At 66.8% G+C, this 21,854-nt stretch carries 21 protein-coding genes; 12 read left to right on the plus strand and 9 right to left on the minus strand.

Annotated elements, in window-relative coordinates; translation table 11 throughout:
* The first annotated feature begins 52 nt into the window (after positions 1 to 52).
* From ACN0RC_RS07275 to ACN0RC_RS07285, 3 genes are read left to right on the plus strand one after another with little or no spacing between them, the layout of a single operon-like run.
* Complete coding sequence (locus ACN0RC_RS07275) at positions 53 to 880, plus strand: transporter substrate-binding domain-containing protein (RefSeq protein ID WP_417510252.1); 828 nt, start codon at positions 53 to 55, stop codon at positions 878 to 880.
* A gap of 35 nt (positions 881 to 915) precedes the next feature.
* Positions 916 to 1,713, plus strand: a complete 798-nt coding sequence (locus ACN0RC_RS07280) for an amino acid ABC transporter permease (RefSeq protein WP_417510254.1) — start codon at positions 916 to 918, stop codon at positions 1,711 to 1,713.
* The gene (locus ACN0RC_RS07285) at positions 1,710 to 2,465 is read left to right on the plus strand and encodes an amino acid ABC transporter ATP-binding protein (RefSeq protein WP_417510256.1); all 756 of its coding nucleotides are present in this window, start codon (positions 1,710 to 1,712) and stop codon (positions 2,463 to 2,465) included. Before ACN0RC_RS07280 ends, ACN0RC_RS07285 begins: the two co-directional genes overlap by 4 nt.
* A 17-nt stretch (positions 2,466 to 2,482) precedes the next feature.
* Here the strand turns inward: ACN0RC_RS07285 and ACN0RC_RS07290 are convergent, their stop codons facing one another.
* The 5 genes from ACN0RC_RS07290 to ACN0RC_RS07310 form a co-directional block, all read right to left on the minus strand.
* On the minus strand, positions 2,483 to 3,568 hold the full coding sequence (locus ACN0RC_RS07290) for an ABC transporter ATP-binding protein (RefSeq protein ID WP_417510257.1): 1,086 nt from the start codon (positions 3,566 to 3,568) through the stop codon (positions 2,483 to 2,485).
* On the minus strand, positions 3,565 to 4,359 hold the full coding sequence (locus ACN0RC_RS07295; RefSeq protein WP_417510259.1) for an ABC transporter permease: 795 nt from the start codon (positions 4,357 to 4,359) through the stop codon (positions 3,565 to 3,567). The genes ACN0RC_RS07290 and ACN0RC_RS07295 overlap by 4 nt, the downstream gene beginning before the upstream one ends.
* Positions 4,356 to 5,282, minus strand: a complete 927-nt coding sequence (locus ACN0RC_RS07300) for an ABC transporter permease (RefSeq protein ID WP_417510261.1) — start codon at positions 5,280 to 5,282, stop codon at positions 4,356 to 4,358. Before ACN0RC_RS07300 ends, ACN0RC_RS07295 begins: the two co-directional genes overlap by 4 nt.
* On the minus strand, positions 5,279 to 6,424 hold the full coding sequence (locus ACN0RC_RS07305; RefSeq protein WP_417510263.1) for an ABC transporter substrate-binding protein: 1,146 nt from the start codon (positions 6,422 to 6,424) through the stop codon (positions 5,279 to 5,281). Before ACN0RC_RS07305 ends, ACN0RC_RS07300 begins: the two co-directional genes overlap by 4 nt.
* A gap of 168 nt (positions 6,425 to 6,592) precedes the next feature.
* The gene (locus tag ACN0RC_RS07310; RefSeq protein ID WP_417510265.1) at positions 6,593 to 7,105 is read right to left on the minus strand and encodes a GNAT family N-acetyltransferase; all 513 of its coding nucleotides are present in this window, start codon (positions 7,103 to 7,105) and stop codon (positions 6,593 to 6,595) included.
* Positions 7,106 to 7,154: 49 nt separating this feature from the next.
* Here ACN0RC_RS07310 and ACN0RC_RS07315 point away from each other — a divergent pair, with 49 nt between their 5' ends.
* Complete coding sequence (locus ACN0RC_RS07315; RefSeq protein ID WP_417510267.1) at positions 7,155 to 7,985, plus strand: sulfite exporter TauE/SafE family protein; 831 nt, start codon at positions 7,155 to 7,157, stop codon at positions 7,983 to 7,985.
* Between the two features lie 99 nt (positions 7,986 to 8,084).
* Here ACN0RC_RS07315 and aspS read toward each other — a convergent pair whose 3' ends face one another.
* Complete coding sequence (gene aspS, locus ACN0RC_RS07320; RefSeq protein WP_417510268.1) at positions 8,085 to 9,857, minus strand: aspartate--tRNA ligase; 1,773 nt, start codon at positions 9,855 to 9,857, stop codon at positions 8,085 to 8,087.
* A gap of 69 nt (positions 9,858 to 9,926) precedes the next feature.
* Here aspS and ACN0RC_RS07325 point away from each other — a divergent pair, with 69 nt between their 5' ends.
* Both ACN0RC_RS07325 and ACN0RC_RS07330 read left to right on the plus strand, forming a co-directional pair.
* Complete coding sequence (locus ACN0RC_RS07325; RefSeq protein WP_417510270.1) at positions 9,927 to 10,292, plus strand: DUF5684 domain-containing protein; 366 nt, start codon at positions 9,927 to 9,929, stop codon at positions 10,290 to 10,292.
* A gap of 1 nt (position 10,293) precedes the next feature.
* The gene (locus ACN0RC_RS07330) at positions 10,294 to 10,917 is read left to right on the plus strand and encodes a histidine phosphatase family protein (RefSeq protein WP_417510272.1); all 624 of its coding nucleotides are present in this window, start codon (positions 10,294 to 10,296) and stop codon (positions 10,915 to 10,917) included.
* A gap of 4 nt (positions 10,918 to 10,921) precedes the next feature.
* Here ACN0RC_RS07330 and ACN0RC_RS07335 read toward each other — a convergent pair whose 3' ends face one another.
* Positions 10,922 to 11,812: an NAD(P)/FAD-dependent oxidoreductase gene (locus ACN0RC_RS07335; RefSeq protein ID WP_417510274.1), complete on the minus strand. Its 891-nt coding sequence runs from the start codon at positions 11,810 to 11,812 to the stop codon at positions 10,922 to 10,924.
* Between the two features lie 55 nt (positions 11,813 to 11,867).
* On the opposite strand from ACN0RC_RS07335, the gene ACN0RC_RS07340 reads away from it, so the two are divergent.
* The 6 genes from ACN0RC_RS07340 (at position 11,868) to ACN0RC_RS07365 (ending at position 16,880) form a co-directional block, all read left to right on the plus strand.
* Positions 11,868 to 12,272, plus strand: a complete 405-nt coding sequence (locus tag ACN0RC_RS07340) for a MerR family transcriptional regulator (RefSeq protein WP_417510276.1) — start codon at positions 11,868 to 11,870, stop codon at positions 12,270 to 12,272.
* 56 nt (positions 12,273 to 12,328) lie between these two features.
* Entirely contained in the window at positions 12,329 to 12,928 is a 600-nt protein-coding gene (locus tag ACN0RC_RS07345) for a TlpA family protein disulfide reductase (protein ID WP_417510278.1), read from the plus strand.
* Positions 12,925 to 13,686 (plus strand): cytochrome c biogenesis CcdA family protein, encoded by a 762-nt coding sequence (locus tag ACN0RC_RS07350; protein ID WP_417510279.1) that lies wholly within the window; start codon positions 12,925 to 12,927, stop codon positions 13,684 to 13,686. The genes ACN0RC_RS07345 and ACN0RC_RS07350 overlap by 4 nt, the downstream gene beginning before the upstream one ends.
* Positions 13,667 to 15,397, plus strand: a complete 1,731-nt coding sequence (resB, locus tag ACN0RC_RS07355) for a cytochrome c biogenesis protein ResB (protein WP_417510281.1) — start codon at positions 13,667 to 13,669, stop codon at positions 15,395 to 15,397. Before ACN0RC_RS07350 ends, resB begins: the two co-directional genes overlap by 20 nt.
* Before the next feature lie 9 nt (positions 15,398 to 15,406).
* Complete coding sequence (gene ccsB, locus ACN0RC_RS07360) at positions 15,407 to 16,408, plus strand: c-type cytochrome biogenesis protein CcsB (protein ID WP_417510283.1); 1,002 nt, start codon at positions 15,407 to 15,409, stop codon at positions 16,406 to 16,408.
* Positions 16,409 to 16,481: 73 nt separating this feature from the next.
* Positions 16,482 to 16,880: a PLDc N-terminal domain-containing protein gene (locus ACN0RC_RS07365; RefSeq protein ID WP_417510285.1), complete on the plus strand. Its 399-nt coding sequence runs from the start codon at positions 16,482 to 16,484 to the stop codon at positions 16,878 to 16,880.
* 143 nt (positions 16,881 to 17,023) lie between these two features.
* Here ACN0RC_RS07365 and ACN0RC_RS07370 read toward each other — a convergent pair whose 3' ends face one another.
* Both ACN0RC_RS07370 and ACN0RC_RS07375 read right to left on the minus strand, forming a co-directional pair.
* Positions 17,024 to 19,021 carry a YhgE/Pip domain-containing protein gene (locus tag ACN0RC_RS07370; RefSeq protein ID WP_417510287.1) on the minus strand — a complete coding sequence of 666 codons (1,998 nt, stop codon included), beginning with the start codon at positions 19,019 to 19,021 and terminating at the stop codon, positions 17,024 to 17,026.
* Positions 19,018 to 21,786, minus strand: a complete 2,769-nt coding sequence (locus tag ACN0RC_RS07375; protein WP_417510289.1) for an efflux RND transporter permease subunit — start codon at positions 21,784 to 21,786, stop codon at positions 19,018 to 19,020. The genes ACN0RC_RS07370 and ACN0RC_RS07375 overlap by 4 nt, the downstream gene beginning before the upstream one ends.
* Between the last annotated feature and the right edge of the window lie 68 nt (positions 21,787 to 21,854).

The following is a 21,854-nucleotide window of genomic DNA, read 5'->3' on the forward strand; positions in this document are numbered from 1 at the left end:
TGAACTCCATACCCGTCAGCGGGCCATCCGGCCCCCTCAGCTTGGAGCGGTCATGACCCGTCGCCGTAACCTCATTCTCGGTATCGCATTCGCTGCGAGCGCCACTCTTGCTCTTGCCGGCTGTGCTGGCGGAGGAAACGATGCGGGGGGCGACGCGGACGCGCCGGCATCCGGCGGAGACGATTACGGTCTGGTCGAGGCGGGCGCGCTGACGATCTGCTCTGACATCCCCTACGCTCCTTTCGAGTTCGAGGGCGGCGACAACGGCACCGGCTACACCGGCTTCGACATCGACCTGCTCGACGCGATCGCGAAGAAGCTCGACCTCAAGCTCTCTGTGCAGGACGTCGGGTTCGACGCTCTGCAGTCCGGCACGACTCTCGCATCCGGCACGTGCGACATCGGAGCATCCGCCATGACGATCACCGACGAGCGCAAGGCGAACCTCGACTTCTCCGACCCGTACTACGACTCGCTGCAGTCGTTGCTGGTCCTCACTGACTCCGGCATCAAGTCGATCGACGACCTCGACGGCAAGATCGTCGGCGTCCAGCAGGGAACCACCGGCGAGGCCTACGCGACGGAGAACGCCCCGGGTGCCGAGCTTCTGCAGCTCCCGTCCGACGGTGAGCTGTGGCCCGCGATCCAGGCCGGCACGATCGATGCGATCCTGCAGGACCAGCCGGTGAACCTCGAGCACGAGAAGGCCGACCCGAACTACAAGATCGTCGAGGAGTACAACACCGACGAGCAGTACGGCTTCGCTTTCGCCAAGGGCGAGAAGACGGCACTGCTCGAGGCCGTCAACTCCGCGCTGCAGGAGCTGCGCGACAGCGGCGAGTACGACACGATCTACGACACGTACTTCACCGCGAACTGACCCGGAGGAACGAACGGGTCGGAAGGACCTTGACGATGGCGTTGAGGCGCACGCAGAAACAGAAGCTCTATCGCTACACCGTGTACGTGGTGCTGGCCGCCCTGTTGGTCTGGGCGCTGGTCACCGCGGATTGGGCGCGGCTCGGGCCGCTGTTCCTCAATCCCGAGGTCGCGCTCAAGATGCTCCCGGGCATCGTCACGGTCGGCCTGGTCAATACGCTGTGGTTCACCGCGGTGGCATTCGCGGGCGGGCTCGTGCTCGGTGTCGTGCTGGCGCTGATGAAGATGTCGGTCATCGCACCGTTCCGGTGGATCGCGACGGTCTGGATCGAGCTGTTCCGGGGGCTCCCGGCGCTGCTGACGATCTTCGCCATCGCCTACATCCTTCCGATCGCCGTCGGCGTGCGGAACCAGGACCTCGGCGGCCCGGTCGTGCTGGGTCTGGTCGGCTTGATCCTCGTCGCCTCGGCGTACATGGCAGAGACGATCAGGGCAGGACTCCAGGCTGTGCCGAAGGGGCAGACGGAAGCGGCTCGCTCGCTGGGCATGTCCCCGATGAAGACCACGTTCTGGATCGTCATCCCGCAGGGCTTCCGGATCATCATCCCGCCGCTCACCAACGAGTTCGTGCTGCTGCTGAAGGACACCTCGTTGCTGTTCATCGCGGGAAGCTTCATCTGGTCGAAGGAGCTCACCACCTTCGCACGCGACGCGACGACGCAGAACGGCAACGCGACCCCGCTGATCATGGCGGCTCTGCTGTACCTGGTCGTGACGATTCCCCTCACGCGGTTCAGCGCGTGGCTCGAGCGACGAATGGCGAGGCAGCGATGAGCACCGATCTGATCGACATCCACGCGCCGGCCATCGAGGTCCGCGGGCTGGTGAAGACCTTCGGCGACAACGAGGTGCTCAAGGACATCGACCTGACCGTCTCCGGCGGTGAGGTGGTGTGCGTGATCGGCCCGTCGGGCTCAGGCAAGTCGACGCTCTTGCGCTCGATCAACCTGCTCGAAGAGCCCACCGGCGGCAAGATCCTCGTCGAGGGCATCGACATCACCGATGAAGACACCGACATCGATCGCGTGCGCACCCGCATCGGCATGGTGTTCCAGAGCTTCAACCTCTTCCCGCACCTGGATGTGATGGGCAACCTGACTCTCGCGCAGCGGCGCGTGAAGAAGCGCACCAAGGCGGAAGCCGAGGAGGTCGCACTCGCGATGCTCGCACGCGTGGGGCTCAGCGAGAAGGCCGCCGCGTACCCGGGGCACCTCTCGGGCGGTCAGCAGCAGCGCGTGGCGATCGCCAGGGCGCTGTGCATGAACCCCGACATGATGCTCTTCGACGAGCCGACGTCTGCCCTTGACCCCGAGCTCGTGGGCGAGGTGCTGCAGGTCATGCGCTCTCTTGCGGACGAGGGGATGACGATGCTCGTCGTCACGCACGAGATGGGCTTCGCACGCGAGGTCGGTAGCCGCCTGATCTTCATGGACGGTGGACACATCCTCGAGCAGGGCGATCCCCGCGAGGTGCTGGCGAACCCGCAGCATCCCCGCACGCAGGACTTCCTCTCGCGCGTTCTCTAGGGCGCTCGCGCGCGTGGTCAGGAACGCGCGCGTGCGGCCACCGGCACCGGTGCGATCGCCAGCCAGACGCGGTCGCCGAAGGACGGATGCTGGTGTGCGTCGTGCTGCACGCGCACCAGGTCGCCCGCATCGGTCTTGACCAGAGTGCGGCGGATGCTGCCGAGGAACGTGCTCTCCTCGACCACGCCGCCGGTCGCGGCATCCGCCTGCCCTGTGAAGCGCAGGTTCTCGGGGCGCAGGTGCACATCGACCTCGCCGGTGACGGGGGAGTTCAGCGGAAGCGATCGCCCCCACACCGACACGCTGTCCCCTGAGGCCAGGCCGGAGACGACGCTGGAGAGCCCCACGAACGCGGCGACGTGGGCAGTCGCCGGGCGCAGGTAGAGCTCCTCCGGAGAGTCGATCTGGTCGATGCGTCCGGCATCCATGACGGCGATCCGGTCAGAGACGGCCAGTGCCTCTTCCTGGTCATGCGTGACGAACACCGTCGTGATGCCCAGGCGCAGCTGGAGGCGGCGGATCTCATCGCGCAGCTGCACTCGCACCTTGGCATCCAACGCAGACAGCGGTTCATCGAGAAGCAGCACCCGCGGCTCGGTGACCAGGGCGCGCGCGAGCGCGACGCGCTGCTGCTGCCCTCCCGAGAGCTGGTGCGGAAAGCGGTCAGCGAAACTCTCGAGACCGACCAGCGCGAGCGCGTCCAGTGCGCGGCGTCCCGCTGCGGACCTGGTGGCGCCGCGCCGGCGCAGGCCGAACGAAGTGTTATCCGCGACGCTCAGGTGCGGGAACAGCGAGTACGCCTGGAACACCATGCCGATGTCGCGCTTGTTGGTGGGCACGCGCGACACGTCTTGGCCACCGAGCCGCACGGAACCGGCATCGGCGTTCTCGAGCCCGGCGAGGATGCGAAGCGCAGTGGTCTTCCCGCATCCGGACGGCCCCAGCAGCGACACGAACTCGCCGGGAGCGATGTCGAGATCGACGCCGTGCAGCACACGGTTCGCGCCGTAGCTCTTCTCGATGCCTCGGAACTGCACGCGGGTGCCTTCGCCGGCCTCGGCGAGCAGCTGGTTGTCCTTGGTCGGGGGGAGCGGGATGGTCATTGTGAAGCCTTTCGGTTGCCGCGCGCGGTGCGGCCGATGATGAGCAGCAGCAAGAAGCAGAGCAGCAGCGCGAGCAGTGTGAAGATCGCGGGCGCATAGGCATCCTGCTTGCCGACGACGACCATCGCGGTCTGGAACACCTGACGGTTCAGCAGCGAAGCGATCGTGAACTCGCCGAGCACGACGGCGATCGAGATGAGGGACGCGGACAGCAGGCCCTGTCGCAGGTTGGGAGCGAGCACCCTCAGCACCACGGTCGGCCAGCTCGAACCCAGCGACCTCGCCGCTTCGGCAAGCGTGCGCAGATCGGCGGCGTCGATGGACGCCTGGATCGAACGGTACGCGAACGGCAGCACAGTGATGCCATAGGCGAAGGCGAGCGTCCAGGTGCCGGTGCCGAGAGCGCGTCCGATCTGCAGGTAGATCGGCGAGAGCCCGACGACGAGGACGATCGCGGGGATCGAGATCGGCAGGAGTGCGGTGAACTCGAAGAGCGGCTTCAGCTTCGGGAACCGCAGATTCACCAGGATCATGGTCGGCGCGAGCAGCAGGAGAACGATCAGGACCGTGACCAGAGCGAGGACCAGCGAGTTGCCCAGGCCCGTCCAGATCGGCTTGATCGCCGCGGATGCCGCGGGATCCAGCAGCGCCGCCCAGCGCTCGATAGAGAGGGCGCCGTCCGTGTCGCGCAGTGTGTAGAAGAAGGTCGAGATCAGCGGGATCGCGAAGAAGCCGCCGATCAGGATGCCGATGATCCAGCGCGTCACGCGCGAGGGAGCGATCTTGTTCACGACTGCCACCTCGCAGCGCGCCGCTGGATCAGCGAGTACAGCGCCATTACGACACCGACGACGAGGATCATGCCCAGCGCGAGGGCGCCGGCGAGGTTCTCGCGGCCGAGTACGGTCTCGCTGGTGAGAGCCGCGCGGATCTGCAGGGGAACGATCTGCGAACCCTGGCTGGCAAGAGCGGCCGCCGTGGCATACGAAGAGAACGCGTTGGCGAACAGCAGCAGCAGGCTGGCGAGGAACGACGGGGCGAGCACCGGAATGCCGATGCGAGTCCAGAAGCCGAGCCGCGTACCGCCGAGAGTGAGGTTCGCCTCGGACCACTGCGGCTTGAGCGCTGCGAGTGCGGGCATGAACGTGATCACCATGAGCGGCACCTGGAAGTAGATGTAGGGGAAGATCAGCCCGGGCACCTCGTAGAGCCACATGCCGTTCTCGAAGATGTTGACCCCGAACGAGTCGCGCAGCAGCACCGTGATGACGCCCTGGGCCCCGATCGTCGCGATGAACGCGAACGCGAGCATGACGCCGCCGAACTGCGCGAGCACGCCGGCCGCGGCATCCACGGTCTGGCGCACCGCGCCCTGCGGATTCATGCCGAGCATTCCGTAGCAGACCACGGCGCCGGCGACGGCGCCGACGACGGAGGTGAGCAGCGACACCCACGCGGAGTTCGCGAACGTGTTCAGCACGACGGGATCCGCGAGGGCTGCGACGTTCGTCCACGTGAATGCGCCGTCGCCATCGAAGAACCCCGAGCCGATCGCAAGGATCGTCGGCACGCCGAGGAACAGCAGCACGTAGGCGCCGAAGGGCACGAGTCCCAGCCACGCCCACGACAGACCCGACCGCCGGGCCGTGGGAACGGGCCCGGCGGTGGTGGGGGCGGATGCCGGAGCATCCGCCCCCGTGATGATCGCTGTCACTGGACGGCCGTGGCCCACTTCTCGCCGAGCAGGGTACCCGCTGCCGTGGACTGCTCCTCGGTCGGGACGACGGTCTCCGAGGGCACCTCGGGCAGAGCCGCAGCGAGCTCGGCGTCGATCGTGCCGGCCTCGGTCATGGCCTCCATGCGGGCAGGACGGGCGCCACCCTTCAGCCACAGGTTCTGCACATCGTCGCTGTAGAGGAACTCCTGCCACAGGCGGGCGGCGGCGGGGTGCGGAGCATCCTTGTTGATGGCCTGGTTGTAGTACGAGGCGTAGCCGACGCCGTCGAGCACGACGACCTTCCAGTCGGCGTTGTCGGCACCGGCGGCGGCGTTCAGGTAGTCCCAGTCGAAGACGACCGGCGTCTCACCGCTCGTGATCGTCGCAGGAGTCACATCGACCTTGAGGAAGTTGCCGGCCTTCTGCAGCTCTCCGAAGTACTCGATTCCGGGGGTGAAGTCGTCCAGGTCGCCGCCGGACTGCGCTGCGGCGAGACCGACGGCTGCGAAAGCAGAACCAGCCTGAGTCGGGTCGCCGTTGATCGCAACGGCGCCCTTGAAGTCAGCGCCCTTGAGGTCATCGAGCGAGGTGGGCTCATCGAACTTCGAGGAGTCGTAGCCGATCGACATGTATCCGCCGTAGTCGCCGACGAAGAGGCCGGTCGGCTCCTTCAACGCGTCGGGGATCTCGTCGAAGTTCTCGACCTTGTACGGCGCGAACACGTCGGTGTTCTCGAGCGCGACGGCCAGGCCCAGGTCGAACACGTCGGGGGCGGTGTCGAGGCCCTGGTTCGTCTCGGCTGCCGTGATCTCCTCGGCGCTGGAGACGTCGGGGGACGCCTCATTGATCGTGATCTCGGGGTAGCGCTCGGCGAACAGGTCGAGGATCTCGCCGTAGTTCGCCCAGTCGCGGGGGAGGGCGATGACGTTCAGCGCGCCCTCGGCCTTGGCTGCGGCCTCGAGATCTTCGAACGAGCCGAAGTCAGCGAGGGAGGTGGCGGATGCGGCCGCGTCACTGCTTTCGGTGCTTCCAGCGCTTCCGGCACTGCTGTCGGCGGCACAGGAGGTCAGTGCCATGGCCGCGGATGCTGCCAGGGCGATGCCGGCGATGAAGCGTGCGCGGCGGGTAATGGTTGCCATCAGGGTGAGTTCCTCTCGGAGGTTCGACGCTCAGGGTCGTCGGTGTCGGGATCCCCTGGACGCTACGGCGCGAGAGTTACCGGTTCTTGCGGGCACGGTGAACAGGCGGCGTCTGGAATGCGAACGCCGAGGTGGTGTGTTGACGATTCTCGTGTCGGAGAACGAAGGTCAGCGCTGAACGTCGTACTTGAACCCGACGTGCGAGCCGGCGTAGCCGAGGCGCTCGTAGAACCGGTGCGCATCGGTCCGCGCGGCATCGGAGGTGAGTTGCACGAGGGACGCACCGAGGGCGGGAGCTGCGGCATCCGACACCCAGCGCATGACGGCCGATCCGATTCCGGACGAGCGGATGCTGCTGCGCACCCGCACCGCCTCGACGAGCAGGCGACGCGCGCCCTGGCGCGCCATCCCGGGGATGGACGTGAGCTGCAGTGTGCCGACGACGGTGCCGTCGAGGTCGACTACGAGCAGGTCGTTCGACGGCTCGGCGAGGATGTCGCGCAGTGCGCGCGCGTAGGCATCGTGGTCCGCGTCGGATGCGACGTCACCACGTGCAGCGCTGATCGGGTCGTCGGCGAGCAGTGCCATCAGTGCGTCGATGTCGTCGCCCGTGGCACGGCGGAGCACCGCGGATCCGACACGAGACTCGAACGGATGCGGCAGCGGAAGAGCATCGAGCATGATCTCAGTCTGTCATCGAGGCACGACCGCAGCGCGCGATAATGATGCAATGGAAATCGGTGAGCTGCTCGGGCTCGAACAGCTCACCTGGGGGATGCTGATATTCGTCGTCCTCGCGGCCTTCGGCGCCGGCTGGATCGATGCTGTCGTCGGCGGTGGTGGGTTGCTGCAGCTTCCGGCGCTGCTGCTGATCCCGGGAATCGCTCCGGTGCAGGCGCTCGCGACGAACAAGCTCGCCTCGGTCTTCGGCACCGCCACTAGCAGCGCCACGTACTACCGACGAGCGAAGCCCGACATCCGAACGGCGCTGCCGATGGCGGGTATCGCGCTGGCCGGCTCCTTCGGAGGGGCAGCGGTCGCCACTGTGCTGCCGCCGGAGGCGTTCAAGCCGATCATCGTGGTCGCGCTACTCGCGGTCGCGATCTTCACAGTGTTCAAGCCCGAGATGGGGGCGGCGACGAAGCTGCGCTTCGCCGGGCACAAGCACCACATCATGGCGGGTGCGGCAGGGCTGGTGATCGGCTTCTACGACGGCATGATCGGCCCTGGAACGGGGACATTCCTCGTCATCACGCTCGTCGCTCTCATGGGATACGACTTTCTGCAGGCCAGCGCCAAGGCGAAGATCGTCAACCTCGCCACGAACATCGGCGCGCTGCTGCTGTTCATCCCGCACGGGTCAGTGCTGTGGGTGCTCGGTGGCATCCTCGCGGTGGCGAACGTGGCCGGCAGCTATCTGGGCTCGCGGATGGCGATCGCCCGAGGGACGAAATTCATCCGCATCGTGTTCCTCGTCGTCGTCGTGCTGCTCATCGGCAAGCTCGGCGTCGACGTGTGGAACGAGAACATCGCTCCGGGGCTCGCCGCCCTGCAACGCTGAGACCCCACCCTCGCGCCGAGACCCCGTCGTGCAGACGTCGATACGACGGGGTCTCGGCGACAAGACGGGGTCTCGGCGACGGTAGGAGGGGGGAGGGGGTCAATCCTCGGGGGTGAAGTCCACGCCAGCCTCGGCGCGCTGCGCGTCGGTGATCGGGGCGGGAGCAGAAGTCAGCGGGTCGAAGCCGTTGCCGGTCTTCGGGAACGCGATGACCTCGCGGATCGACTCGGTCTTGGTGAGGTGCTGCAGCACGCGGTCCATGCCGAGCGCGATTCCGCCGTGCGGCGGGGCGCCGAACTTGAACGCGTCCAGCAGGAAGCCGAACTGCTCGTTCGCGACCTCTTCGGAGATGCCCATGACCTCGAAGACACGCTTCTGCACGTCTTCGCGGTGGATGCGGATCGATCCGCCGCCGAGCTCAGAGCCGTTGCAGACGATGTCGTACGCGTAGGCGAGCGCCGAGCCGGGGTCGGTGTCGAAGGTGTCGGCGAACTCCGGCTTCGGGCCGGTGAAGGCGTGGTGCACCGCGGTCCATGCGCCGGCTCCGACGGCGACGTCGCCCGAGGCCACAGCGTCGGCGGCGGGCTCGAACATCGGAGCATCCACAACCCACGTGAACGCGAACGTGTCGGGGTCGAGCAGGTCCAGGCGGCGGCCGATCTCGACGCGTGCCGCGCCGAGCAGCGCGCGGGAGTCCTTCGCCGAACCCGCCGCGAAGAACACGCAGTCGCCCGGCTTGGCGCCGACGAAGTCCGCAAGCCCCGCCTGCTCCGCATCGGAGAGGTTCTTGGCCACAGGGCCGCCGAGCGAGCCGTCCTCGTCGAACAGCACATAAGCGAGTCCGCGTGCGCCGCGCTGCTTCGCCCAGTCCTGCCAGGCATCGAGCTTCTTGCGCGGCTGCGACGCGCCACCGGGCATGACCACTGCACCGACGTACTCCGACTGGAACACGCGGAAGGTCGTCTCGGAGAAGTACTCGGTCGCGTCGACGAGCTCGAGCCCGAAGCGCAGGTCGGGCTTGTCCGAGCCGTACTTCGCCATCGCATCGGCGTAGGTGATGCGCGGCAGCGGGGTCTGCAGGTCGACGCCGATCGTCTTCCACATCGCCGTCAAGACGCTTTCCATCATCTCGATGACGTCTTCCTGGTCGACGAAGCTCATCTCGATGTCGAGCTGCGTGAACTCCGGCTGACGGTCGGCGCGGAAGTCCTCATCGCGGTAAGAGCGAGCCATCTGGTAGTACTTCTCGATGCCGCCGACCATGAGCAGCTGCTTGAACAGCTGCGGCGACTGCGGCAGGGCGTACCAGCTGCCGGGGTGCAGACGCGCGGGCACGACGAAGTCGCGGGCGCCCTCCGGCGTCGACTTCGTGAGCGTCGGGGTCTCGACCTCGACGAACTCGCGTGCGTCGAGAACGTCGCGCACGGCCTTGTAGACCTTCGAGCGCAGACGAAGAGCGGATGCCGCGGCCGGGCGCCGCAGGTCGAGATAGCGGTACTTGAATCGCACATCTTCGCCGACGGTCTCGGAGTCGCCGAGACCGGTGGAGACCTGGAAAGGCAGGGGAGCGGACTCGTTGAGGATCTCGACCTCGGTCGCGATGACCTCGATGTCGCCAGTGGGGAGGTTCGAGTTCGCGTTCCCTTCGGGGCGCTGCGAGACCTCACCGGTCACCTTCAGTACGAACTCGCTGCGCAGCGGGTGCGCAACCTCTTCATCGCGGATGACCACCTGGGCGATGCCGGATGCATCGCGGAGATCGATGAACGCGACTCCTCCGTGATCACGACGCCGATCGACCCAACCCGTGAGGGTGACGGTCTGACCGATGTGCTCGGCTCGCAGAGAGCCAGTCGTGTGAGTGCGAAGCATCCATCCAGTCTACGTGGGCGTATCGTGGCATCCGCACTCAGGGGCGCCGGCACCTCTAGACTCATGGCCATGGATCTCAACGACTACACACAGCAGGTGTTTTCCGGCGGCGCGGGCGTCATCACACTGGTGCTCTACATCCTCTATGCGGTCGCGCTGTGGAAGGTATTCACGAAGGCCGGGTACCCCGGCATCCTGGCGCTCATCCCGATCGTCAACCTTGTCTTCCTCGTCAAGATCGCAGGCATGTCTGGGTGGTTCGCCCTGCTGTACCTGATTCCGATCGTGAACATCGTCTTCGCGATCGTCGTCGCCGTCAAGCAGGGCAAGAACTTCGGTAAGGGCGGGGTGTTCTCGTTCTTCCTGCTCTGGTTGATCCCGATGATCGGAAACTTCATCATCGGCTTCGGGTCCGCGCAGTACCGAAAGGTGTGAGGTGCCTGCCGAGCGTCTGCATCTGGTCAGGCACGGCGAGGTCCACAATCCTCAGCGGCTCCTTTACGGGCGGCTCCCGCACTACCGGCTGAGCGAAGACGGCCGCCGCATGGCGCGATCGGCCGCCGAGTATCTCGAGGGTCTCGATCGCCCGGTGACGGCTCTGCGGTGCTCGCCGCTGCAGCGGACGCAGGAGTCTGCCGAGCCCTTCGCCGAGATCTTCGGAGTCGACCCGGTGCTGGACGAGCGGGTGATCGAGCCGACGAACCTCTTCGAAGGCAAGCGGATGAGTCGTGCGCTGCGCGACCCGCGCAACTGGTGGAAGCTGCGTCGTCCCGCGGTGCCGAGCTGGGGGGAGCCGTACGTCGCCATCGCCGAGCGCATGGAAGCCGCGATGAACGACGTCTGGCATGCGACCGACAACGGCGACATTGTGATCGTCTCGCACCAGGCACCGATCTGGATCACGCACCTGCATGTCGCGGGGCTCCGCCTGCCGCATGACCCGCGGACGCGGCGCTGTGCGCTCTCGAGCATCACCTCGTTCGAGCGCGTCGGCGACGTGTGGCGCGAGGTCGACTACGCCGAGCCCGCCGCGGCCGGCATCGACCTCGGCGCAGTCTGACCTCTCAGACGCTCAGTTCCTGCACGATCGCGGATGCTGCCAGCTGCCCTGCCGCTGCGGCCTGCAGGACCGACGGCATCGGTCCTGGCATCGATGCGCGGTGTGCGAGGTCTCCCGCCGCCGAGATGCCGGCGACCGAGGTGCGCCCGAAGTCGTCGATCTCGATCCCTCCGCTGTCGAGAATGCGCAGTCCGAGCTCCGCGATGAAGGGCGCACTCTGACGGAACGTTCCCGCCGCAACGAACAGACCCGCCATTGCGAACTCCTGGTCACCGGCGGTCACCGTCACACCTTCGGCTGCTGCGGTCACCGAGTCCACCACGGGTGCGGCGTGCACGTCGGCGCTCTCGAGGCCGGCCAGATCCTCGGGAAGATCTGTGGCCAGCGGGAACACCGTGATGCGCGAGGCGATCCTCCCGAGCATCCCGATCAGGTGCCCGGCACGGGGACCTGCGCCGATGATCCCGATCTCCTTGCCGGCGAACTCGTGGCCGTCGCAGAACGGGCAGGCGAAGGCGCGGCGTCCCCAGAGCTCGGTGAGCCCTGTGACGTCGGGGAGCTCATCGACGGCGCCGGTGGCGAGCACAATGCGGCGCGTGTCCTCGCTGTGTCCGTCGGGAAAGTGGACGGTGAAGCCGTCGATGGCGCCCGAGATGCGCGCGACAGTGCCGGGGCTGAACTCCACATCCTGATACTCCGCGAGTTGCGTGCGCGCTCGTGCGCGGTAGTCGGCAGGTGCCGTCCCGTCGTCGCCCAGCACGTTGTGCATGTGGGCCACGGTGCCGTTGCGGTACGTGCCCGAGTCGAGGACGAGCGTCTTGCGGTGCATCCGTCCCAGGGTCAGGCCCGCCTGCAGACCTGCGGGCCCTGCGCCGATTACGATCGCGTCGTACATGTGGTGTTCCTCTCGTGGGCTTGCTTTCTCGATCAGTCTGTGACTTCATGTCAACATGAAGTCAAGCTCCTCTCATCCCTGGTCCGTCGGAGAAGTTGCCGAAAGGGTCGATCTGCCCACGAATGTGCTCCGGCACTGGGAATCCGTCGGACTTCTTCGCCCGGCGCGCGATCAGGCAGGGCGCCGCCGGTACGGCGAGGAGGAGATCGTCCGCCTCGCGGTGATCCAGCGCAGCAAAGCCGCCGGAATGACCCTCGAGCAGATCGCGATCCTGCTCGATGACGGCCGGAGCGGGCGCCACGAAGTGCTCTTCGCTCACCTCGCTGATCTCGACCGGCGGATGGAGGAGATGCGCCGCTCGAAAGAGATGACCGAGCACGCCGTGCGCTGTACTGCGCATGACATCACCACGTGCCCACGGTTCCGCTCGGGCGTCGAGGACGTGCTCGCGAAGTTCTGATCAGGGCACTCGCGCCTTCCAGATCACCCATAGAAAGCCCAGCGTAAACTGGGAATATGCCCCGCCCCCGCTTGCTGCTTTCTGCCGCGCTCGCCGCGGTGTTCGCCGTCACGCTGGCCGGTTGCGCAGCGGACCCCGTCGCGCAGCAGTATCTCGACGGTGACGGCAAGGGATATATCTCCGCCGATGGTGCGGTCGAAGAGATCCCCGTCGCAGAGCGCAGTGAACCGGTCGTCTTCAGCGGCGTGACCGAAGAGGGCGATCAGTTCGAGAGTGCAGACATCGCCGGCGACGTCACGGTCGTCAACTTCTGGTACGCCGGATGCGCGCCCTGCCGTGCTGAGGCGGGTGCGCTCGAAGAGGTCTGGCAGCAGTACTCCGACGACGAAGTGTCGTTCATCGGCGTCAACACCTACGACCAGCCCGACACGGCGAAGGCTTTCGCCAAGACCTACGGAATCTCTTATCCGAGCCTCATCGACGTCGACAGCGGCACGGCCAAGCTCGCCTTCGCGGGCGCAACGCCGATCCAGGCGACGCCGACGACTCTCGTGCTCGACAAGCAGGGCCGGGTCGCAGCGCGCATCATCGGGCAGCTCGACGGCCCCAGCATCCTCGCAACCCTCGTCGGAGACGCGCTCGCGGAGGGCGCGTGAACACCCAGGAACTGATCGGATCCGGCGCCCTCTGGCTCGCCATCCCGGTTGCAATGCTCGCGGGCCTCGTCTCGTTCCTCTCACCGTGCGTGCTCCCACTCGTTCCCGGGTACCTCGGATTCATCGGGGGAGCGGCGGGGGCGAATCCGGACCCTTCGACAGGCTCAGGGACCGGAAGCAACCGCGGTCGTCTGGTGCTGGGCGTGCTGCTGTTCATCGTCGGCTTCAGCGTCGTGTTCATCACGTTCACGGTCATCGGCGGCGCAGCATCCGTCTTCTTCCTGCAGTGGGGCGAGTTGATCACCCGAATCCTGGGTGTCGTCATCATCGCGATGGGGTTCGTCTTCCTCGGGATGTTCGGCTTCGCGCAGCGCGAGTGGCGCCTGCACGTCACATCGAAGACCGGCCTGATCGGCGCGCCGCTGCTGGGCTTCGCGCTCGGCATCGGCTGGGCGCCGTGCATCGGTCCGACCCTCGCCGCGATCACCAGCGTCGCGTGGACCATCGGCGACCCCTGGCGGGCGGCCTTCCTCGGCCTCGCGTACAGTCTCGGCCTCGGCATCCCATTCCTGCTGGTCGCGCTCGGCTTCGGCTGGGCGACGAAGACCATCGGGTTCCTGCGCCGGCACATCCGCATCGTCAACATCATCGGCGGCGTTCTGCTGATCGCGCTGGGTGTGCTTATGGTCTCGGGGCTGTGGACCGACCTCATGTCGAGGCTGACGGCGGTGATGGGCAGTGTCCAGCTCCCGCTCTGATTCCCCCGCTCACAAGAAGGATGCTGTGACGAGTTCCGACCCACTCCGCCCGTCTGATCACATCGACGGTGATAACGGCGCCATCACCCAGCCGCGCCTCGGATTCGTCGGCTGGCTGCGCTGGGGCTGGCGTCAGCTGACCTCGATGCGCACGGCGATCATCTTGCTGCTCGTGCTGGCGATCGCGGCGATCCCCGGCTCGATCTTCCCGCAACGGATGGCAGACCCCAACGGCGTCACGCAGTGGCAGGCCGACAACCCCGACCTGTTCCCCGTGCTCGATGCGATGGACCTGTTCGACGTCTACCTGTCGCCCTGGTTCTCGGCGATCTACCTGCTGCTGTTCATCTCGCTGGTCGGCTGCGTCATCCCACGCGTCAGGCACCACCTGAAGGCTCTGCGCGCCCGCCCACCGCGGACCCCCGCTCGTCTGCAGCGTCTCGAGGACTACCGTGTGGCCGTACGCACACCAGGCGAGACGGATGCTGACGCCGAAGCATCCCGTTCGATCGATGTCGCACAGAAGCAGCTGAAGGCCCTCGGCTACCGCGTCGAGCGCTATGACGCGGCATCAAGGGCAGGGCGCACATACTCGGTCTCAGCAGAGCGCGGCTACTGGCGCGAGACCGGGAACCTGCTCTTCCACATCGCGCTCGTCGGCGTGCTCGTCACGGTCGGGGTCGGGGGAAGCTTCGCCTATACCGGTCAGCGCGTCGTGGTCGAGGGACAGACCTTCGTCAACACGCTCCTGGATTACGAATCGATGAACCGCGGCCGGTTCGTCAGCGACGACGCGCTCAGCCCGTACTCGATGACGCTCGACTCGTTCGATGTGACATACCAGACGTACGGTTCGGCGGCATCCGGTCAGGCGGGGGACTTCTCGGCCAACATGACCGTTCGGGAGAACGGTGAGACGCGCGAGGCCTCCGTGCGCGTCAACCATCCGCTCGATATCGCCGGCAACAAGGTCTACCTGCTCGGCAACGGCTATGCGCCCACGATCACGGTCCGAAACGCCGACGACGAGGTCGTCTACCGCAACTCGGTGCCGTTCCTGCCTCAGGACACCGCACTCACCTCGCTCGGCGTCATCAAGGTCACCGATGGGATGCCGGAACAGCTCGGTATCGCCGCGTTCTTCTACCCGAGCGCGGTCAAGAATGACAACGGTGCGTTCGCCTCGGCACACGGCGATCTGCTCGCACCCCTGCTGACCCTCCGCGTCTACGAGGGCGATCTCGGCATCGACGATGGCACCCCGAAGTCCGTCTACGTGCTCGACACCGATGAGCTCACCGCGATCGCCGGCGACGGGAGCGAGACGCCCTCGATCGAGCTGCAGCCGGGCGAGACGGCGGAGCTTCCCGGCGGCCGCGGATCGATCACGTTCGAAGATGAGTCACCCGCCGATGCCACCGACTTCACCCAGTCGGTCAAGCGCTTCGCGTCGCTGCAGGTGCACCACGATGCATCCGCCGTGTGGGTGCTCGTCTTCGCCCTGCTCTCCCTCGCCGGTCTGATGCTCGCGCTGTTCATTCCGCGCCGACGCATGTGGGTCAAAGCGTCCGTCGCGGATGGCGAGGTACGGCTGGAGTACGCCGGCCTCGCGCGCGGCGAGGACCCCACTCTCGGCGGCGCCGTCGACGACCTGGTCACAGGTCACGCACGGCTGCTCGATGCCCCTTCCTCCGCAACAACTCGAAAGTAGACTGGCACCATGCCCGATCTCGACTCTCTCTCGATCCTGTTCGTCTGGACGGCGATCGCGATCTACGCAGCGGCTTTCATTGCGTACGCCTTCGATCTCGCCCGGCGTTCCGAGGTGAGTTCCGATGCGCGTCTGGTTCGTGAACGCGAGGCGGCGCTGGTCGGCGCCGGGGCGCCGGTTGTCGGCGGGCTTACGTCATCGGTCGCGGATGCTGCGGACGACGCATCCGATGTGCCCGCGAAGCCGCGATATGTGATGGCGAGGATCGGCACTGTTCTCACGGTGCTCGGGTTCGTGTTCCACCTCGCAGCGACCGTGCTGCGCGGAATCGCCGCTGAGCGAGTGCCATGGGCGAACCTCTACGAGTTCGCGATGATCGGCACGCTGCTGATCGTCTTCGTCTATCTGCTCGTGAACCTCCGGGTCGATCTGCGCTACCTCGGCACGTTCATCCTCGGGATCGTCGTCGTCCTGCTGGGTGCCGCATCGCTCAGCTTCTACGTCGGTGTCGTGCCGCTGATGGATCCGCTCAAGAGCGTGTGGCTCGTCATCCACGTCTTCGTCGCGTCGCTCGGCACCGCGTTCTTCGCTCTCGCCTGCGCACTGTCGATTCTGCAGCTCATGCAGACCCGGCGCGAGCGCCGCTTGGCAGAAGCGCTCGAGAAGCCCGGGCCTGGCTTCCTCGCGACGCTGCCGAGCGCCGACCGCCTCGAGGGCACGGCCTTCCGCTTCGCGATCGTCGGATTCATCCTCTGGACCTTCACGCTCATCGCGGGTTCCATCTGGGCGCAGGATGCCTGGGGCCGCTACTGGGGCTTCGACGTCAAGGAGACCTGGACGTTCATCATCTGGGTGCTCTACGCCGGATACCTGCACGCACGTGCGACTCGCGGGTGGCGGGGAACGCCATCGGCATGGCTGTCGATCATCGGCTTCACGGCCGTCATCTTCAACTTCACTATCGTCAACGTGTTCTTCAAGGGGCTACACGCATACAGCGGCCTCAGCTGACTTGTCACTGCCGAAATGCTCAGGGGCGAGTGAGCATGCCTAATGCTCCCGCCCTAACCGAGGAGTGAACGGCATGACATTTTGGACTCAGATCTGGGACGTCATCTGGTGGTTCCTGACGATCTTCGTGTTCGTCGCCTACCTGATGGCACTTTTCTCGATCATCACCGACCTGTTCCGTGACCACAAGCTGAACGGCTGGGCCAAGGCAGTCTGGTTCATCTTCCTGATCTTCTTGCCGTTCGTCACGGCGATCGTGTACCTCATCGCACGCGGACGCGGCATGTCGGAGCGCGCGCAGAAGCAGGCCATTGCTGCGCAGTCCGCAGCTGACGACTACATCCGTTCGGTGTCGGGCAGTGCGCCCACTCCGGCGGCTGAGATCGCCCACGCGAAGGAGCTGCTCGACTCGGGTGCGATCACTGCGGCAGAGTTCGACAAGCTGAAGCAGGCGGCGCTCCCCCGCGCCTGACGCATTCGAAAAAGCCCCCTCCGTCGCACGCTGTGCGCGGGAGGGGGCGCATCGTGCCGCTTGGGGCGTGTCGGAGCGACCATTTGCGACACCCGCCGGGGATGCCGCGTGCGGGGGAGCCGGGCAGATACCCGGCGCGGATGCTACGCCGTGGCGAGCACCGCCTTGACAGAGGTCGTGCGGCGCAGCGCCACGGCGATCGTCGTTGCGACCAGTGACAGCACCGCCCAGACGACGAGCCCTGCAACAGCTCCGCCGTTCGCGGCGATCAGCCCGGTGAAGGCCGGCGCGGTCGGGAGCGCGGCGCCGATGGAGGCGAGCCAACCCGGCACCGTCGAGATGAGTCCCGTTGCCACGGCGGTGACCGCGATGACAGCGCTGATCCAGCGTCCTGCACCGCCGAAGATGGCCACCAGCGCCTGGTTCACCGCGGCGAACGCGACGCCGGCGACTACGGCGGTGCCGGCGAACGCCCACCAGGTCGCCAAGTCGTACGAGGCGACGATCTGCACGATCAGCGCGACGAGCACGCCCTGGCCCGCACCGATCGCTGCCGCGGGCCAGAAGGCGCGCAGTGCGAGGCCCGCCGACGAGCGACGCGAGGTGAGGGTGCGGGCGGTGTGCGCGCGCATCACGATGAACGAGGCAAGCCCGCCGAGCCACAGCACCACCGCTGCGAGGAGCGGAATCGCGGTCGGCCCGAAGATCGTGTTCGCCTGCGCGTTCGACGACACGGGGTCGGCAATCACGGATGCCAGCGACGTCGACTCCTCATCGTTGAACGACGGAAGCTGCTCGGTCGCCTGGTGCAGTCCGCCGGCGAGGTCGGCGTTGCCCGTGGCAAGCTCGTCGAGGCCGGAGGCGAGCGTGGTTGCGCCATCGGCAAGCGCCGTCGCCCCTTCGCTGAGCCCTGATGCTCCGGTGCTCAGAGCGGATGCTCCGGCGGCCGACTGCGACGTGCCATCAGCGAGCTGGTTCAGACCAGTCGCAAGCCCGGTTGCGCCTTCGCCCGCGGAGCGGAGCTGCGACGCCAGCGCGCTCGGCAGTGCGCCCACCCCGGTTGACACGCTTCCGGCATAGCCGTTCGCGTACCCGGCAGACTCTGCCGCGGCTCCCGCAGACTGTGCATTCGCACCGATCCCTGTTGCTGCAGCCGCAAGATCTGCGCAGAGCGTCTCTTCGGGCCCGAAGGATGCGTAGCAGTCAGAGACCACGGTGCCGAGGCTCTCCGCGTTCGCACCGAGCGACTGTGCGAGGTTCAGCGTCTGATCCGCGGTGGTCTGCGCGTAGCCCGCCCCCGTCGCGGCCGCACCGGCCAGCTTGTTCAGGTCGCTGTCCGGAGCTTCCATCGCCGCAGCCCCGCCGGTCAGCCCCGAACCGAGCGCACTCGCGCCGTTGGCGGCATCCCGCGTGCCCGACGCGATCGTTCCGAGGCCTGCGGCCAGGTCGGATGCCCCCGAACCCAGCTGAGATGCGCCGCTCGCAAGCTGTGTCGCGCCGTCGGGAAGCGCGGCTGCGCCATCGGCGGCGGTGCGCGCGCCGTCGGCGAGCTGGTCCGCGCCAGAGGCCGCTTCACCGATCTGGTCGCCGATCGTGGTGAAGCCGACGAGCACGTTCTCCATCGTCGCCTCGCTCAGCATGGTGCCCATGGTGGAGGCCGCAACTGATGCGATCTGCGAGGTGATGAGGTCGTCGGCGACGAGGCCGTCATCGGGAGTCGTGACCTCGATCGTGGCCTGCTCGGGCGTCCCGCTGCCGTTCGCGATCGTCTGGCCTGCAGAGGTCGCCGCTGCCGAGAACTCTGCCGGAATCGTGACGACCGCCTGGTAATTGCCGTCGGCGAGGCCCGCCGCGGCATCCTTCTCGTTCGAGATGACCCAGGTGAGGTTGGAGTCCATGTCATCCGAGCCCTCGACGAGGCCAGCGGCGAGCTGGCGCCCGAGGGGCGTGTACTGATCGTTGATCGTCACCGGGTCGTCGAGATTGACGATGGCCGCGGTCATGCTGTCGAGGCGCTCGGTCGGGTTCTGCAGAGCCGCGACCAGGATGCCGCCGATGATCGCCGGCAGCAGCAGCACGCCGATGATCGTCAGCAGGGTGACGGGCTTGCGGGATCGTGCCCGCTCGATGGAGAGGTTCATGCGTCCACCTCGAGGTCGTTGTGGGTGTTCGACGTCTGTGCCACGTCGAGGACAGAAGCGGTCGGCCAGCCGGCCTCCGCGAGAATCGTGCGGGCGATGTCAGGGTCGGATGCTGTCGCGAAGACCGCGAGCGTGCGGGATGCCGCAGCGCGCTGCAGCATCGTCGTCGCCTGATCGCGCTGTCCGGCGGTGAACTGGTCGACGCCGTCGATGACGACGAGGCGTGACCGGCCGCGCAGCGCCTCGCGCAGATCGAGCAGCGCAGCATCCGCATCATCGACGAGCACGCTGCCGACGTGCCCGCGCACCCAGGCCGCGCGACCCGGCAGCAGGTGCCCGACGACGCGGAGCAATCCCGCATCCGGAGTCAGACGCCCCGCAACCGCCAACGCGACCGCGCGGCGGACCCGGCCATCGCGACCGGTCGCGATGACGGCCTCGCCGGGTGCCACGCGCAGCGACAGTCCTTCGATGATCGGAGCATCCGCGCTGAGCACGAGATCGTCGGCGGCCACGACCGAATCGTCGCCCGGCCACCCTGCGAGGTGACGTTCGCGCTCGACGGCCTCACCCTCGATGTCGACGCTCGGGAGGATCTTCTCCAGCCAGCGCGGAATCTCCCACGCGCGCTCGCCGAGGATCGCCATGAGCGCGGGGATCAGGGTCATGCGCACGAGGAATGCGTCAATCGCGATACCGGCGGCAAGGCCCAGCGCGATGGGCTTGAGCGACGAGTCGCCCTCGGGCACGAACGCGACGAAGACGGCGAACATGATGAGCCCCGCGGCAGTGACGACCTTCGCCGATCCGGTGAAACCGGAGCGGACTGCGCGCAGGGCCGCGGCGCGGCGCTCCGCCCGGGCGGCCTGTCCCGCTCCCTGAGCCTGTCGAAGGGCCGGGTCGTGCACGAAGTCCTCGCGCATGCGCGAGACGAGGAACACCTGGTAATCCATGGCGAGACCGAACAGCACGCCCATGAGGATGATCGGCATGAAGCTGATGATCGGGCCGACCTTCGCCACGTGCAGGGCATCGGCGAGCCAACCCCACTCGAACACCGCGCCGACGACGCCGAAGGCGGCGATGATCGACAGCAGGTAGCCGAGGGCAGCGATGATCGGCACCCAGAGCGAGCGGAACACGATCGCCAGCAGGATCAGCGAGAGCCCGATCACGAAGATGCCGAAGGGCAGCAGTGCATTTCCGAGCTGGTCGGAGATATCGATCGCGACGGCGGTGAAGCCGGTCACCTTCACGTCGATGCCGAACTCTTCGAGCCACTCGTCGTGGTGTGAGCGCAGTTCGCGCACGAGGTCGCTCGTTGCCGGGTCATCCGGCGCGGTATCGGGGATCACCTGGACGATGCCGGTGTCTGCGGTCTCATTCGGGGTCGCGAGAGCGACTTCTTTTACCCCTGGGACCTTCGCGACAGCATCCCCGAGGTCTTCCATCAGGGTGAGCGGGTCGGTGGAGGTGACGATCGTGCCGGTGAGCACGAGGGGACCGTTGAAACCGGGGCCGAACTGCTCTGCGGTGAGGTCGTAGCTCTGGCGAGCCTCGTCATCGGGCGCGAGCACTCCCGCGTTCGGGAGTGCCAGGTTCAGGCTGAGGGCGGGGATGGCGACGATGCCGAGGCCGATCACGACGGCAACAGACGTGATGACCGGATGCTTCGTCACTCCGCCGACCCAGCGCTCGCTGAAGCGGCGGCGGGGACCATTGTTCTTGCGCTCCTTCTTCGGGCGTCCGGCAGCCTTGCCCTTGAGGAAGCCGAGCAGAGCAGGAGTCAGGGTGACGGCGATCGCGACAGCGACGGCGACCGCGACTGACGCGGCGATACCCATCGTGGTCAGGAACGGGATGCCGGCGAAGCCGAGCCCGATCAGCGCGATGAGCACGGTGATGCCGGCGAAGACCACGGCAGAGCCTGCGGTGCCCACGGCACGGGCAGCGGACTCCTCCGGGTCGACACCTTCGCGCACCTGATCCTGGTGTCTGGCCATGATGAACAGCGCGTAGTCGATGCCGACCGCAAGTCCCAGCATGAGCGCCAGCAGCGGCGTGGTAGAGGAGACCGAAGCGAAAGCGGTGGCCGCGAAGATTCCGGCCATCGAGATGCCGACACCGAGCACGGCGGTCAGCAGCGGGAGGCCGGCGATCACGAACGATCGGAACGTGACGATCAGCACGAGCAGAGCGATCACGAGGCCGACGGCTTCGGTGAGCGTCACACCGGGGATCGAGATCGCGAAGAGGTCGCCGCCGAGCTTGAGCTGAGTGCCTTCGGGAAGCTCTGCGCGCAGGGCATCGACCTGGCTGGTGAGCTCGTCCTTGGTGGCATCCGAGACATCGGTCGCCTGACCGTCGAACTGCAGCTGCACGATGGCCGCCGTGGCGTCCTCGTTGATCATCCCCTCGATCATCTCGTCGTAGGGGGAGGTGGCCGCGAGGACATCATCGACGTCGGCGAGCTCGGTGAGAGACTCCTCGATCGGCTCGCGGTAGTCGGCGTCGGTGATCTTGTCGCCGTCTGCTGCGACGACGATGAACTGCGCGTTCGTGCCGCTCACCTGGGGGAACGAACGCGAGAGCTGCTCGAGGCCCTCCTGCGCCTCCGTGCCAGGGATCGAGAACGAGTTGTCGGTGCCCTGCTGCAGGACTGCTGCGCCGCCACCGGCTGCCGCGAGGATGATCAGCCAGGCGACGAGCACCCGCCACGGGTGGCGGAACGACCAGCGTCCGAGCGACGACAGGAGTGTGGACACAGGATCCTCCGAGAAACAGGCATGGGAGACTGGATACAGAGATGTATCCGATACAGAGATGTATCCGA

Source organism: Microbacterium sp. (genome assembly GCF_048259935.1).
Classification (GTDB): domain Bacteria; phylum Actinomycetota; class Actinomycetes; order Actinomycetales; family Microbacteriaceae; genus Microbacterium.